This window comes from Aerococcus sp. BD502, assembly GCF_057919555.1.
Map to the genome: position 1 here is coordinate 690,207 of NZ_CP147972.1, position 13,057 is coordinate 703,263.

General features: G+C 49.4%; 13 protein-coding genes. 5 read left to right on the forward strand and 8 right to left on the reverse strand.

Features of this window, described 5'->3' with window-relative positions; genetic code table 11:
• Window positions 1-5: 5 nt before the first annotated feature.
• The 6 genes from WF803_RS03290 to WF803_RS03315 form a co-directional block, all read right to left on the reverse strand.
• Window positions 6-245 (reverse strand): putative Se/S carrier-like protein, encoded by a 240-nt coding sequence (locus tag WF803_RS03290; protein WP_489611695.1) that lies wholly within the window; start codon window positions 243-245, stop codon window positions 6-8.
• Entirely contained in the window at window positions 245-1,519 is a 1,275-nt protein-coding gene (locus tag WF803_RS03295; RefSeq protein ID WP_489611696.1) for a double-cubane-cluster-containing anaerobic reductase, read from the reverse strand. The genes WF803_RS03290 and WF803_RS03295 overlap by 1 nt, the downstream gene beginning before the upstream one ends.
• Complete coding sequence (locus WF803_RS03300) at window positions 1,509-2,378, reverse strand: hypothetical protein (RefSeq protein WP_489611697.1); 870 nt, start codon at window positions 2,376-2,378, stop codon at window positions 1,509-1,511. The genes WF803_RS03295 and WF803_RS03300 overlap by 11 nt, the downstream gene beginning before the upstream one ends.
• The gene (locus WF803_RS03305; RefSeq protein ID WP_489611698.1) at window positions 2,378-3,136 is read right to left on the reverse strand and encodes an acyl-CoA dehydratase activase; all 759 of its coding nucleotides are present in this window, start codon (window positions 3,134-3,136) and stop codon (window positions 2,378-2,380) included. Before WF803_RS03305 ends, WF803_RS03300 begins: the two co-directional genes overlap by 1 nt.
• A 12-nt stretch (window positions 3,137-3,148) precedes the next feature.
• Window positions 3,149-3,466 carry a metal-sulfur cluster assembly factor gene (locus tag WF803_RS03310; RefSeq protein ID WP_489611885.1) on the reverse strand — a complete coding sequence of 106 codons (318 nt, stop codon included), beginning with the start codon at window positions 3,464-3,466 and terminating at the stop codon, window positions 3,149-3,151.
• Window positions 3,467-3,704: 238 nt separating this feature from the next.
• Window positions 3,705-4,145 (reverse strand): OsmC family protein, encoded by a 441-nt coding sequence (locus tag WF803_RS03315; RefSeq protein WP_489611699.1) that lies wholly within the window; start codon window positions 4,143-4,145, stop codon window positions 3,705-3,707.
• A 225-nt stretch (window positions 4,146-4,370) separates the two neighbouring features.
• Between WF803_RS03315 and WF803_RS03320 the strand changes: the two genes are divergently transcribed.
• Genes WF803_RS03320 through WF803_RS03330 form a run of 3 tightly spaced genes read left to right on the forward strand, consistent with a single transcriptional unit; the run spans window position 4,371 to window position 7,328 of the window.
• A complete protein-coding gene (locus WF803_RS03320) occupies window positions 4,371-5,384 on the forward strand; it encodes an ABC transporter permease (RefSeq protein ID WP_489611700.1) in 1,014 nt (337 codons plus the stop codon).
• Window positions 5,384-6,184 carry an ABC transporter ATP-binding protein gene (locus WF803_RS03325; RefSeq protein ID WP_489611701.1) on the forward strand — a complete coding sequence of 267 codons (801 nt, stop codon included), beginning with the start codon at window positions 5,384-5,386 and terminating at the stop codon, window positions 6,182-6,184. Before WF803_RS03320 ends, WF803_RS03325 begins: the two co-directional genes overlap by 1 nt.
• Window positions 6,168-7,328, forward strand: a complete 1,161-nt coding sequence (locus tag WF803_RS03330) for an ABC transporter substrate-binding protein (protein ID WP_489611702.1) — start codon at window positions 6,168-6,170, stop codon at window positions 7,326-7,328. The genes WF803_RS03325 and WF803_RS03330 overlap by 17 nt, the downstream gene beginning before the upstream one ends.
• A 52-nt stretch (window positions 7,329-7,380) precedes the next feature.
• Here the strand turns inward: WF803_RS03330 and WF803_RS03335 are convergent, their stop codons facing one another.
• Window positions 7,381-7,581, reverse strand: coding sequence for a hypothetical protein (locus WF803_RS03335; protein WP_489611703.1), 201 nt, complete (start codon window positions 7,579-7,581; stop codon window positions 7,381-7,383).
• 191 nt (window positions 7,582-7,772) lie between these two features.
• On the opposite strand from WF803_RS03335, the gene WF803_RS03340 reads away from it, so the two are divergent.
• A complete protein-coding gene (locus WF803_RS03340; protein ID WP_489611704.1) occupies window positions 7,773-8,951 on the forward strand; it encodes a DUF819 family protein in 1,179 nt (392 codons plus the stop codon).
• 45 nt (window positions 8,952-8,996) lie between these two features.
• Here WF803_RS03340 and WF803_RS03345 read toward each other — a convergent pair whose 3' ends face one another.
• Window positions 8,997-11,750, reverse strand: coding sequence for an amidase family protein (locus WF803_RS03345; RefSeq protein ID WP_489611705.1), 2,754 nt, complete (start codon window positions 11,748-11,750; stop codon window positions 8,997-8,999).
• 352 nt (window positions 11,751-12,102) lie between these two features.
• On the opposite strand from WF803_RS03345, the gene WF803_RS03350 reads away from it, so the two are divergent.
• Entirely contained in the window at window positions 12,103-13,035 is a 933-nt protein-coding gene (locus tag WF803_RS03350; protein WP_489611706.1) for an AEC family transporter, read from the forward strand.
• Window positions 13,036-13,057 lie beyond the last annotated feature (22 nt).

Below are 13,057 nucleotides of genomic sequence, written 5' to 3' on the forward strand. Positions count from 1 at the left end.
TCAAGTTAAGTATCAAATTCTGCCGCCGAAACAATTCGACTAATCGTCAAATTCTGCTCTGCCGCTAATTGACGAATTTTTTCTTCTAATCTTGCATCCTGAAAGCGTACGGTGATGCCGCAAATCTTCTCGACCTTAGCCGGCGAGAAAGATACTTCACAGGGCAAGCCCGCCTGCTGCATGGCCTTGTAGAGGCCCATGCCATTCTTCACATCCGGGAAAAGCACTAAGTAAGTTTCACTCATCAGGCAATCATCTCCAAGAAAGCTTCTAAACGTGTCAGCAATTGGCCGGAACTATCATCGCCATAATCCACCTCGAGGCCAATGCAGGGGATGCCTTCTTCCACCATGCGCTTTTCGACAAAGTAATGTTCCACGTCAAAAATCTGGCAGAATTTTAAGTGCACGTCAATAACCCCGTCTACTTGGTATTCCTGGCGCAAGCGGCTAATATCCTCTAAGCGGCCCGGATTGGGGGTAAAGCAAGCACAGTGAATGCTGCCAAAATACTTGGCCGTTAGATTATCCATTAAATCATCCAAGGTGCTCCCCTCTTCACTCACCAAACGCTCATAAAGGCGAGTACTGCCACACGTTTCCTCGGCCACGACCATGCCCCCACAGCGCTCAATCACGGAATTAATATGCCAGGACTGCAGGCCAATCGGAGACCCTGTCAGCATAATGCGTGGTGTATCAGCATTGGCCACCACTTCACCCCGGGCCAAACGCTCATCCAATTCCTCACACAAGTCGTTCACCAAGCCCTCGTACTGAAGGGGGGTGATATATTTGGCGCATTCTTGAACGATCAGGCAATCCTTCCCACTGATGGGAATATTGTCCCCCTTCCGATAACTCCACATCCGATTGATCGCCCGTTTTTGCGCATTGAGAGTTTTAATAGCATACAGCAAGGAATCATAGGTCACTTTCTCCCCGGATAATTCTTCCAGGCAGGCCATTAATTTGTACAGTTCGCTCTTAAATTTAGCAAAGTCAGCCGCTGTTTTCCGATTAGGTAATTGCAGGACAAACATGTCTGCGTCTTCTTGCATGATGGGCCAGGCCTTCGTTTTCGCGTCACAAGACGTCTCCCCCACCAGCAAATCCGCCGCCGAGGCGTAAGGGCAGGAATGCGTCAAGCGCGCAGCCAAAGAAGCCTTCACTAAGGGGCAAGTGTTAATAGGCAAGAATTGCTCCCCCATATTCGCAAAAGTTGAATTCGCCGAGCACAAGCCGATTGGCAAGGCGCCAGCCGCATAAATTAAGTCGTTAGGAATATGCGCACAGTAAGTGCCTACCACCTTGCCCCCTTGGATTTGAAAATCTAAGACGTGCTGGAGAAGGGAATTCCCAAACTCCTGAATAATCGCATCAAAAACGGCCATCGTCTGCGGCCGACTTTCACCTTCATCATAATATTGTTGATATTGTGGGGGTAATTCCGCCTGCTCAATTTCCAATTGCTGCAAATCCATGGTCATCTGCGACCAAACATCGGTTTTAATTGTCATTGCCTTCACTTCCTTCTCCCTCATAATGGCCAACCCGCGCTTCAGGCCATTTTTGGCAACCTACCACCGTTAGCTGGGCTGGTTCCTTTTTTCTCCCATATTTTTCCTTTAAATAAGCCATGCCCCTCGCCGCACTCACATAAGGAAAGTCATCCTCACAGCCCCAAGTGGTTTCCAGGAGCTCTTGGCCGTTTCGTGCGGTGAGGCCAGTCAATTGATTCGTCATCAAAAGTGGACTGGACTTCTTCTTTCCGTCATTGTCTGCTGACCAGTCCAAAATGTCCGTCAAAGCTTCCGCCAGCATCGCCAGCCGCTCGTCTAAATCAAAAATAAATTGGCTGGCATAGGTCAAGTGATTCACGACACGGGCAGAGTAGGCCGATTCCTGCAGGGCTAAAATCAGTTGTGACCAGCGCTGGCTCACGTGAACCGCCTGACCCAAACGGTCGTCATCGCGCTGCCGGCCGGTGAAAGCCTGGAGCTTGGCTTCCGTTTCTTCCAGATCTCGACAAACAAAAACCGGCGAAAAATGTGCTGTAATGGCCTCCGTCCTTAGCGGGCAAAAACCATCCACAAAATAAGCCTCTGCCAAATGCATATAAGGGCAGCGGTCTTGCCGATGGTATTCCAAAGTCGACGCCAGCTGCCGGCACAGGTGATAGGGGCGTTCAATAATATGGGCATCCACCCCATAGGCCCTAAGAAAAACACAAGCATAAGCAAAAAACAATTCCCAAGGCAATTGGCCAAAGCCCGCCACCAAGGTCGTCATTTCACTGAGCGCAAGGGCTTTGATAAAGCCTTCCCGGCGAAAATCCTGCCCCAGCCATTTCGCCTCCAAGGCTTCTAAGCTGGCCATTAGCGCGCCTCCCGCGCTGCACCGATCGCACCTGCAAAGCGCCCGTCCTCATCACTCAGCACATCGGCGTCCAAACGTTCCTTAAGCTTCCGTAAAATTAAAGGGTTGCCCGCAAAGCCACCCGTCAGGAAGTAGTCGCCAAAAGTTCGCTTCCGCTTCACCAGGCCGGCGACTTTAGCGGTAATCGAATTGATCACGGCGGCCGCAATGTCTTTCTTATCGGTGCCCTTCCCCATGAGGGAAATCACCTCGCTCTCGGCAAACACGGTACAGACCGAAGATAGGGTTAAATCTTCGGACCCGGCATCAGCATAGGAAAACATCTCCTGTAAAGTGAGACCCAGGCGGTTCGCCATGACCTCCACAAAGCGTCCCGTCCCCGCAGCGCATTTATCATTCATCAAAAAGTCACTGACAATCCCATTTTTCAGCAGAATAAATTTTGTATCCTGGCCGCCAATATCAATGATATTTAAAGTATGGCCACTCAAAAATTCTGCACCACGGGCATGGCAGGTAATCTCAGTGACGGTCCGATCCGCAAAAGGAACAGAAATGCGCCCATAACCAGTGCCCACCACGGTCGCGCCTTCCAGATAACCGCGTTCGTCTAGCCACTGGCGAATGCTTTCACTGGTTTCTCGCATATTCCAGCCACTGGGTATCACCCGCTTGGCCAGCACTTCATTCTTCTCTTCATTCATGACCACCACTTTTGAGGCGGTCGAGCCGATATCAATGCCAATATTATGGCGCATCATGTCTCCTTTCTAGCCAAAGCCCAAAGCAATCCGGGCATAGCGCGTTAAACGTTTAGGTGTCCAAGCCGGCGTCCAAACCAGCTCCACCTTCACCTCGTCAATGCTCTCTATGGCACACAAGCGCTCATCCAAATCCGCAAAAATCACGTCCGCCAAGGGGCAGCCCGGCATGGTCAAGGTCATCGTGACCCATAAATGCCCCTCACCATCGTATTTCAAGGCATAAATGAGGCCAAGATTGTAAATATCCACACCCAGCTCGGGATCAATCACTTCCTCACAGGCCTTAATGACCTGGTCATAGAGAGCTTCATCCACTTCTTCCAAAGCTTGAAAGGCCTCCGGATGGGCATAGGCTTCGGAATGCGTCGCCTGGGCCAGCGCCTCATTTTCCTGCTTCGTTTTCTCTAATTCCGCTTCAATTTGGGCTTGCATGCTCCTTTGCATCCCTTGATCACTGTCCTGGGGAAATAAATTTTCTGCCATCGTCGCCTCCTTAAAAAGATGGGGAAACTCCACGATTAAAAGACCGAGGTGCTCCTTTCTCCCCATCACCAAGTCGATACTACTCGCTTCTCTTCTCTTGGATGAGTTTGCCGTTCACATAAGTACTCAACCAAGGCTGGTTTTCGGTCAATTGATTACCGACCGGGCAATCCATAAAGCTCGCCACCATCGGTTCAATATGCTCCTTGGGAAAATCTGCCGGCAGCTTGACGGCCAAGCGAAACTCGCTTTCCTTCCCATGTTTAATATCCGTCATTTTAGGCTCTAACTCGACTTCCACCTCGTCATAAGGAATATCATGAGCCCGGCAGTATTTGAGTAAATTGACTGCCTGGCAAGCGGTCAAACTGGAGAGAAACAGTTCCCAGGGGCTGGGCGCTAAATTACTGCCGCCACTCTCCACCGGATAATCCGCTAGAAAGCGATGCTCCCTAGCCTCGATCGCCAGCACAAAATCCTTAGGAAATGTAATTTTAATGTTGGAATTATCAATCGTCATACCAGCCCTCCACCACAAATCTCAAGTCTTCTCTTTCACCTTACTTGATTGACTTACTTATTTCAAGTTAGAATAAGAACAAAAACGTGCTAAATCTTATTGAAATCGTATACTTACATAATGTTAGCAAATTAACTTGCAAAGTAAGTAGGCCTCAGGTAGTCTTTAGATGTAGTACTACGAGTCACCTTTTGTGAAATAATATACAAGTGAAAGGTTGGTTTTATGCCCCCAAAGTCAACAGATGCCTTGACACAAGATGAACTGGCTTCCTTAGAAGCCCCCCAGAAATCCTGGGCCGGCCACCTCAAGGACAAGGTCATTTTATTTTTGCCTTGCCTTGGTATCCTCCTGGCCTTCCTGGAATACATGTACTGGCCTAATCTGCCTGGAAATTCAGCGACGCATATCTATACGGGCTTCCTCTTGCTTGCTTTTATAAGCTACCTGGCCTATGGTCTCCTTGCCCTATTTTACCGGCCAGCCTATAAGAAGCTGCGCCACCAAGCGCCCTTCCATGCCTTCGTATTTTTTTTGCTCATGGTCTACGATATCTTGACCTTGAAGACAGGCACCCTTGTCCTGCCTTATTTCCCCTGGGTAGACCAAGTGTTTAATGCGATCATTGGTGATTACCAGTATATTTTAGAATGCTTATTGGCAAGCTTACTCCTCCTGATCAAAGGCTATCTGGTGGGGGCTGTTTTAGGTCTCATTACGGGAATTCTGTGCGGCTATTTCGATGCCGTTCGCTACTGGATTGCCCCCTTCATGAAGGTGATTGGTTCCATTCCCACGACCACCTGGCTACCGATTGTGATGGTTTTGGCGGCCACCTTGCATCGCGCCGCCGTGTTCATCATTGCCTTGGGGGTGTGGTTTGCCCTAAATAACGCCACTTACACGGGCATCCGCACGATTAATCCGGAACAATTTGAAATTGCGCAGACCTTAGGAGCAAATTCCCGCCAACTGATCACAAAAATTGCCATCCCAGCAACCATGCCCAATATTTTCCAGGGGCTCGTGCAAGGCATGTCAACGGCCTGTACATCCCTTATTGTCGCTGAAATGGTCGGGGTTGAATCCGGCCTCGGCTGGTATGTCACTTGGCAAAAAAGCTGGGCCAGCTATGACAAAATGTATGCAGGAATTTTGGTGATCTGCTTATTGTTCCTGACCGTCAATGGCTTATTGGATAAGCTTCAGCAGGTGACGCTGAAATGGAAGGAGGCCTAATGGCAACTTTAGAATTAAAGCAAGTTAACAAGATGTTTACTTCCGTCCATGGGGCGGTCAATCACGTTTTAAAGGACATCAGTTTCTCCGCCCACGAAGGGGAATTCTTCTCGATTGTGGGGCCTTCCGGTTGCGGGAAATCCACCCTTCTTAGGCTAATCAGTGGCCTCATTCCGGTGACAACGGGTGAAATTACCCTAGATGGGACGCTGGTCAAAGGAACCGATCCTAACCGGGGGATGGTCTTTCAAAACGCCACCCTCTTCCCCTGGCTGACGGTCTATGAGAACATTAATTTTCCCCTCCGTCTGAAGAAGGAAAAAAACGCGGCCAAAGTGGACCACTTGATTCAAATGATCGGCCTCCAGCAATACGCCAATTACTATCCTGCCCAACTATCCGGAGGGATGGCCCAGCGGGTAAGCTTGGCCAGGACAATGATTAATGAGCCGGAAGTCTTTCTTTTAGATGAGCCGCTAGGGGCCTTGGACGCTTTCACGCGGATGGCTATGCAGGAAGAACTCCTCGAGATGTGGCAGACGAATAATCATCTCATGATGATGGTAACCCATGACGTCGACGAGGCCATTTACATGAGCAGTAAGGTGATCATTATGGATGCCCATCCGGGGCGCATTAAAGAAGTTTTGCCGATTGAAATGCCCTACCCCAGGCAGCGGACTTCCGAAGATTTCTTCAAATACCGGAGTTACATTATGGACCAGCTGGACTTTGACCAGCAGGCAGATGAGGACACAACAATAGTAGAGAAAGGACAGAAAGATGAAGAAAATTTATAAAAAGTTAGGTTTATTGAGTGTATTAGCCTTGAGCCTAGCGGCTTGCGGCTCGCCCGGTGAGAGTGGGCAAAGTGGCGAAACAAAAGAAGAGCCCAAAACGGAAGAAAGTGCCCAAAGCCCAGCCAAAGAGGACAGCAAGAAAGAGGCAGAAGAAAAAGACGGTAGTGCCAAAGCCACCGATAGCGACGAAGACGTTGCAGGCACGGTCGACCTGGCCAATGTGGATGCAGATGATGACGAGGCCTTCCAAAAAGAAAAAGCCAGCCAGGAAAAAATCCAGGTTGCTTACTCCGGTGGCTTGTGCACGAGTCCCAGTGGTCTCGCTTTGGCCAAGGGCTACTATAAAGATGAAGGCTTGGATGTCGAATTAGTGAAATCTGAATCCGGCACCACCGACGCTGTGGGTACGGGTCATGCCGCGATTGGTTCTGAACATATCACCACTGTTCTGGTGCCTTTGGTGAATGGCGTCAATGCCCAACTCGTTGGCGGGGTTCACACGGGCTGCAAGAGCCTTTACGTCCTGGAAGACTCCGGTATTGAAAACACCACAGACTTGAAAGGGAAAACAGTGGCCATTCATGACGGCATCGGCCAATCCGACCAAAACATCGCCCTGCGTTTCTTCGAAGCCGATGGCATTGGCAAGGAAGAGGTCAAATTCAAAAATACCGACACCTCCGCTACCGTGCAAGCCATGGAAAACGGGGAAATTGAGGCCACCATCTTCACAGATCAATTCGCCATGCCCTTCGTGCGGGAAGGAAAACTTCGTCGCATCCGCGCCCTCTCCTTCGATGACGACTTCAAGGATGAAACGTGCTGCGGTATTGTCGTGAACAAAGCCTTTGCTAAGGAAAACCCGATTGCGGCCAAGCGCTTAGTGCGCGCCATTCGCAAAGCTGCAGACTGGGCTGGCGATAATACGGAAGACTTTATTGATGAACTCGAAGCGAACGACTGGGTATCCGGCGAACGTCAAGATGCCGTTGACTTTGCCGAGTCCCTCAACTTCCATGTCACCAATGACGGCACAGCGAAAACCGTGCGCAACGTTATCGAAGACTACAAACGTTTCGACATCTTCCCTGCGGACCAGGATACGGACGAAATCTTCAGCAAAGTCTGGAGCCCTTGGGAATAATAAACAAGCTCATCAGATGAATATAAAAAGAGTGGGACCCCCCACTCTTTTTTTACTCCGTTAATTCTTCTTCTTCGTCTTTTTCGGCTTGCTTAACGGCAGCCTCATCTTCAGCTTTTTGCGCTTTCTTGCCCGGCTTTTCAGTGGCAAACTTTTCGGCCATTTGCCCTTTTGGAATGGCGTTAGCCTCAACACTGCCGGCGCCTTCTTTTTTTACTTCCCGGTCATCTTGGTAGGGGTCTGGTTTTCTCATGTCTCTTCCTCCTTCTAACTTGCTAATTGTTTTTTGTAAGCGCCTGCTTACTTGAGTTCATTCTAGCATAACCGTTTCACCTTGTCGCCTGTGAGGCCTTGGCTTTACCAATTCTAAATCTTTTTCATGAAAACATGCTTTTAAAGCTCCTTCTCTGGTATAATCAGACTATTAACTCAAGGAGGGATACCATGATTCAGGATGGTTTTCAATTTTTAGCCGTCTTATTTTTTCTAGCTGGCCTCGTGATTGTTGCAGAAACGAAGTGGAAGGACAGTCGCTTCTTTAAATATGTGCCGGCCTTAGTGGTGATTTATTTTGGTTCCATGCTCTTGTCAACTTTTGGCTTATGGGACATGAGTGTGGCCAGTGTCGACACCGCACGCACAGTAGTTAAGGACGCCCTGCTCCCCTGCATGATTTTCCTCATGCTCTTGCGGGCGGATCTTAGAGATATTGCGAAGTTGGGGCCCCGCATGATTTTAACTTTCTTCTCGGCTTCCTTAACGATCGTCATCGGTTTTGTGATATCTTTTCTCATCTTTAAAGGCCACTTAGCAGACAATGCGCCCATGACCCTCGGTTCCCTGGCGGGCAGTTGGATTGGGGGCACGCAAAATATGGTCGCCGTCCAAGAGGCGATTGGCCTGGAAGGTTCCGGCATGGGTTATACCTTACTCATTGATTCCATTGATTATTCGCTTTGGATTATGCTGCTCTTAGCATTGGTGCCTTTTAGCAATAAATTTAATCAATGGACGCAAGCCGACACGTCCAAAGTCGATGCCGTCCACCAGCAACTCACCGAAAAATTTGCCAAAATTGATGCCCATATTGGCTTTCCGGATATATTTATTCTTCTGGCGACGTCCATGTTTATGACGGCGCTCGCCGGCATAGCCGGTGCTTACTTGGAAAATCTGCCGGGCCTAGGCTTTATTGGGAGTACCGGCTGGACCATTATTGTTGTGACGATTGCTGGTATCCTCTGCGCCATGACGCCCCTTGCCCGCATCCCCGGCTCGCCTGAACTCTCCAATGTCATGCTTTACATGCTCATTGGCTTGATTGCTGCCAACGCCAACTTCAAGGAATTAACCCAAGCCCCTTACTATATTTTGGCCGGCCTTGTTATTCTCGCCGTTCACGGTATTTTATTACTAGGTATGAGTAAATTATTCAAGCTGGATCTCTTCTCTGCGGGGGTGGCCTCGCTGGCTAATATTGGTGGCGTCGCTTCCGCCCCCGTGTTAGCGGCGGCTTACTCGCAAAGCCTCGTCCCTATTGCCGTGCTCATGGCTCTCTTAGGCGTCATCACCGGCACCTTTGTCGGCATTGGCGTCACCGAATTACTCACTTTTCTGGCTTAAACAAGAAAAAAAGCGTCCGCTCGGGACGCTTTTTCTTTTGCTCCTTTAGTTTTCATCTCGCTTTTTTACTATACTTGCACCGAAGCCGACTAGGCTACCACCTAATAAAGCTCCCCATAAAGCTGACACCGCACCCGTTTGCGGTAGGGTTTTTCCCTCTTTTTCTTGGGCGTGGCCGTCTCCCTTTTTAGGAGTGGTAGTTTCTTTTTCTCCCGCTGGACCTTCTTCTTTTTCAGGAGAGGTTGTTGCTGCTTCTGAAGTTTGACCTTCCTCCTGTTCAGAAGTAGGCGTTTCTGCTTCTGAGGTTTGACCTTCCTCTTCTTCAGGAGGAGTGGTCCCTTCTACAGCTGAACCTTCTTCTTCGGGAGTAGCACTGTCTTCTTTTTCTGAGGCTAGCTTTTTAAGCAAATCAGCCAGCTTGCCTTCATCCAACAGACCAAGAAAATCCTTCTTAGGCTTTTCTTCCGTTGCTCCATTACTTTCGCCTTGGCCAGTTTGGCCTGGTTTCAGCCCAGGAGTAGCTTCTGCCTTAGCATCTTCTAAGGCGAAGAAAAGTTTTTCTAAAGCTTGATGAGCTTCGGCCTCTGAAATGTTATCCTTTTCCAGTAAAGCCTTCGCTTCGTCTAAGGCCTGGTGCACATCAATCGTCATCAGGGCTAATTGGTCCGTTTCTGCGACAAGGGCCTTGAGTGCTTCCACTTCAGCGTTGTCTTCTTCCCTCACCCCCGTACCGACGAGCCAAATGGCATTCACGGGCGCTGTTTTTTCTGACGAGAGTAGGGTCTTTCCTGTCACGTCATTGCCGGCATATTTGACTTGCCATCTTTCGAGCATTTTACCGACTTGACCCGGTTTGAGTAATTTCTTCTCGCCCTTCATTAAATCAGGCGTAAATTGCGTGGTGCTACCGTAAGGCAATTCTTTTTCGACTAATTTTTCCATGGTGCGGTAGAAATTAATCAACTGCCCCTTGTCTTGGAAAATTTTGCCCAGTTGCAGTAAGGCTTGGTCAGCATATTTCGGCCCATTGAATAAAACGCCGAGGGGCAAGCCTGTTTTAGTCAGGTAAGTGGGCAGGGTTAGAGAAGGCGTGCCCGTTAAATTGGCTAATTGCGTGAAGGGCGTTTTCGTCCAAGCAGGCAGCCATTGGTCATAGATGAGTTTTAATTTTTCCTCTTGGCGCAAGCCACTCATATCGGCCATCAAAGGCTTTAATTCCTCCGGCATGTGGTGGTAGTCCGCTGCTGGTGCAGGTTCTGCCGTAGTCGGCGTGATGAGGAAGGCATATTTCTCATAGAAATCGTCCATTTGCTGCTTCATCAGACGCACATAAGCATTGGCGACGTCCTTGTATTCTTTGGGCATGTTTTTACCCGCTTGTACTAAGCCCCAGGCCAGCAATTCAACGTCATCTTTTTGGAGGGGACGTTTTAATTGAGTTTCGGCTAAGTAATTGAGATACTGCATGTCGGCCGAGTTAAAAGTATAGTAGGCTTCCATCATCCGTTGCCCATCAACGGGGTAGTAGTCAACTTCTTCTACCTGGTAGCCTTGTTTTTTCAGGAAGGCCACGGTATTTAAGACAGCCTGGCGGGCGGCGTCACTGAGAGGCGTGCCAGCCGGTGTTTTCAGGGTATAGGCAATGGGTCGATCGGCCTTACCATCTTCCCCGTGCAGATAGTAATTCAAATCCATCCCGGCAAAATGTTTCTTCTCCCCGTCCTTCAGTAAAATATTGAATAAGGCCTGGGAGTCAGCCATGTCATGGGTCATGGCAAAGTGGGTGGTTTGCCCGCCTGATTTCTTATCCGTTGTGTTTTGGACCACACCGGCTGTGGGGTGGAAGCCAATTAAACCGGAGAAGGAGCCTGGAATCCGCGAGGAACCGCCGGCGTCACTGGAGGTGGCAATCGGCACATAGCCCATGGCTACGGCTGCTGCGGAGCCTCCCGACGAACCACCGGGGTTTTTACTGAGGTCCCAGGGGTTGTGCGTGTCCCCATATAAATCTGAATTGGTCACGTTAATGAGCCCAGATTGGGGGTAGGACGTTTGGCCAAGCACTAAAAAGCCCGCTTTTTGGAAGGTCTTAATGAAGGAACTGGTCCCCTTGGAGACGTTATCCTTCATGAAGCCAATACCGCTCGAGTTAATACCGCCCTTGACGGTAGGTCCTAAGCCCTTGACTAAAATGGGCACCCCATAAAAAGGCGGCACTTCGCCGGTTTTCTTGATTTCCGCCTTCATGGCTGCTAATTCTTCCAGGGCAAGGTCTTTCCTGGTGGTAATGACGGCGTTGAGGTCCTTTTCGTGGGCATCCATCATCTCAAAAGCCAGATCTACCAATTCTTCCGGCGTCACGCGACCGTCTTTGACCCAGGCCGCTAGCTCGGTGGCGGAAGCTTGCTGATAGTCTTCTAGGGTGACAGCCTCCTGGGCCTCTGCAGCGGCCAATCCTTCTTCAGTCCTGGCCGTACTTTCCTCGGCTTGCGCTGTCGCACGGTCAGTCGCTGCTCCTCCCTCAGCAATCGTTTCCACACTCGCTTGCTGGTTGGCTTCCTTCCCTTCACGAGGAGCGGTTTGCTCCGTTAATTCTTGGTAAAGCCGCTCCTCATCAACGGCGCCTAACTGTGCCTCAGCCTCAGCATCGGCTTCAGCGGGCGCTTCTGGCCATTCGACGGCGTGCACCGCTTCCGGGCCAGCCACACTAGCAATAGCCAGCGAAATACCGGTTAATAAGCCCAGGCCGGTTAAACGTACCCAAGGCTTGAGCTTGTAAGACTGTGCCTTTTTATCCATTCTCATCCTCCTGATCTGCTTGGTGAAGGCAATCTCACGCCTTCCCCTTCCCTGTTTAATTAAACCCCGCTCGGACGAGAGCCCTAGCACTTTCACCTGATCCATAAAAATACTCAGGCCCTTCCATAAACATCCCAGCGCTCGGTTTTTCGTCATTACTATAGCATAAATATCTTTTCGATGCATTTTTTGTATACGTTATAAGGCATTAATTGTACTTTTTCTCCCTTGGCCACTTCTTTTGTCCATCTTGACCAAAGACTCAAAGCTTTTCTGGCAGCTTATCCCTAGCTTTTCCCTTAAAGATTTGGGTAACATAAGGTGATGGCAAGATACTAAAGGAGGTTTTTCTATGGAAGTCGATTTTTTCCTGACCTTGCAGAAGGTGCTGATCCTCTTCTTACTGATTGTGATTGGCTTCATTGCAGGTCGGACCAACATTATCTCCAAAGAAGGCCAAAAAGACATTACGGCTCTCGTCCTTAATATCACGATGCCAGCGACGATTTTTCAGGCCATGCAGCTGAAAATGAACGCTGAGCGCATTCAAACAGCAGTAAGCATTGTGGGAATTATGCTAGGGGCTTATGTGTTAATGTTTTTGATTGGCCTCTTGGCAAGCCATTTTCTCAAGGTGACCCCGGGGCAGAAGGATATTTTCCGTGTCGCCCTGCTCTTATCCAATACGTCCTTCATGGGCTATCCCATGATTCAAAACTTATTAGGTGAAGAGGCACTTTTTTATGCGGTCATTGGCGCCGGTTTTATTTTTGAAATTGTCTCCTGGACCTTGGGAATGTACTTAATCAGCCGGCGCGGGCAGAAAACGATGGCCTTCAATGTCAAGAATATTATTCTAAGTCCGGGGATCTTATCCATAGTCCTGGGTTTAATTTTCTTCATTGGGCAAATTCCCGTGCCGAGCTTAGCCAATGATGTTTTGAATGTCTTAAGTCCAGCGACTTCGCCCTTAGCGATGATTGTGGTGGGCCTCATTCTCTCACGCGGCAATATTTTTGCGCCCCTGAAGAATCCCAAACTTTACTTGGGAGCAGCCATTAAATTGCTGGTGACACCAACGGTTATGTGGGCCATTCTCCGCCTCATGAACGTCAGTGGGCCGAAGATGTTGATTCCGGTGATGATGCTGGCCATGCCCACGGCTTCCTATGTCGCGATGTTTAGTGATCGCGCCCAAAACAACCCGCAGTTTGCGAGTGAATTGGTCTTTTTGACCTCCTTGCTATCCATTGTGACCATTCCCTTGGTCACCCTCCTCTTCTAAACTCAAACTTCAACTTATCCTA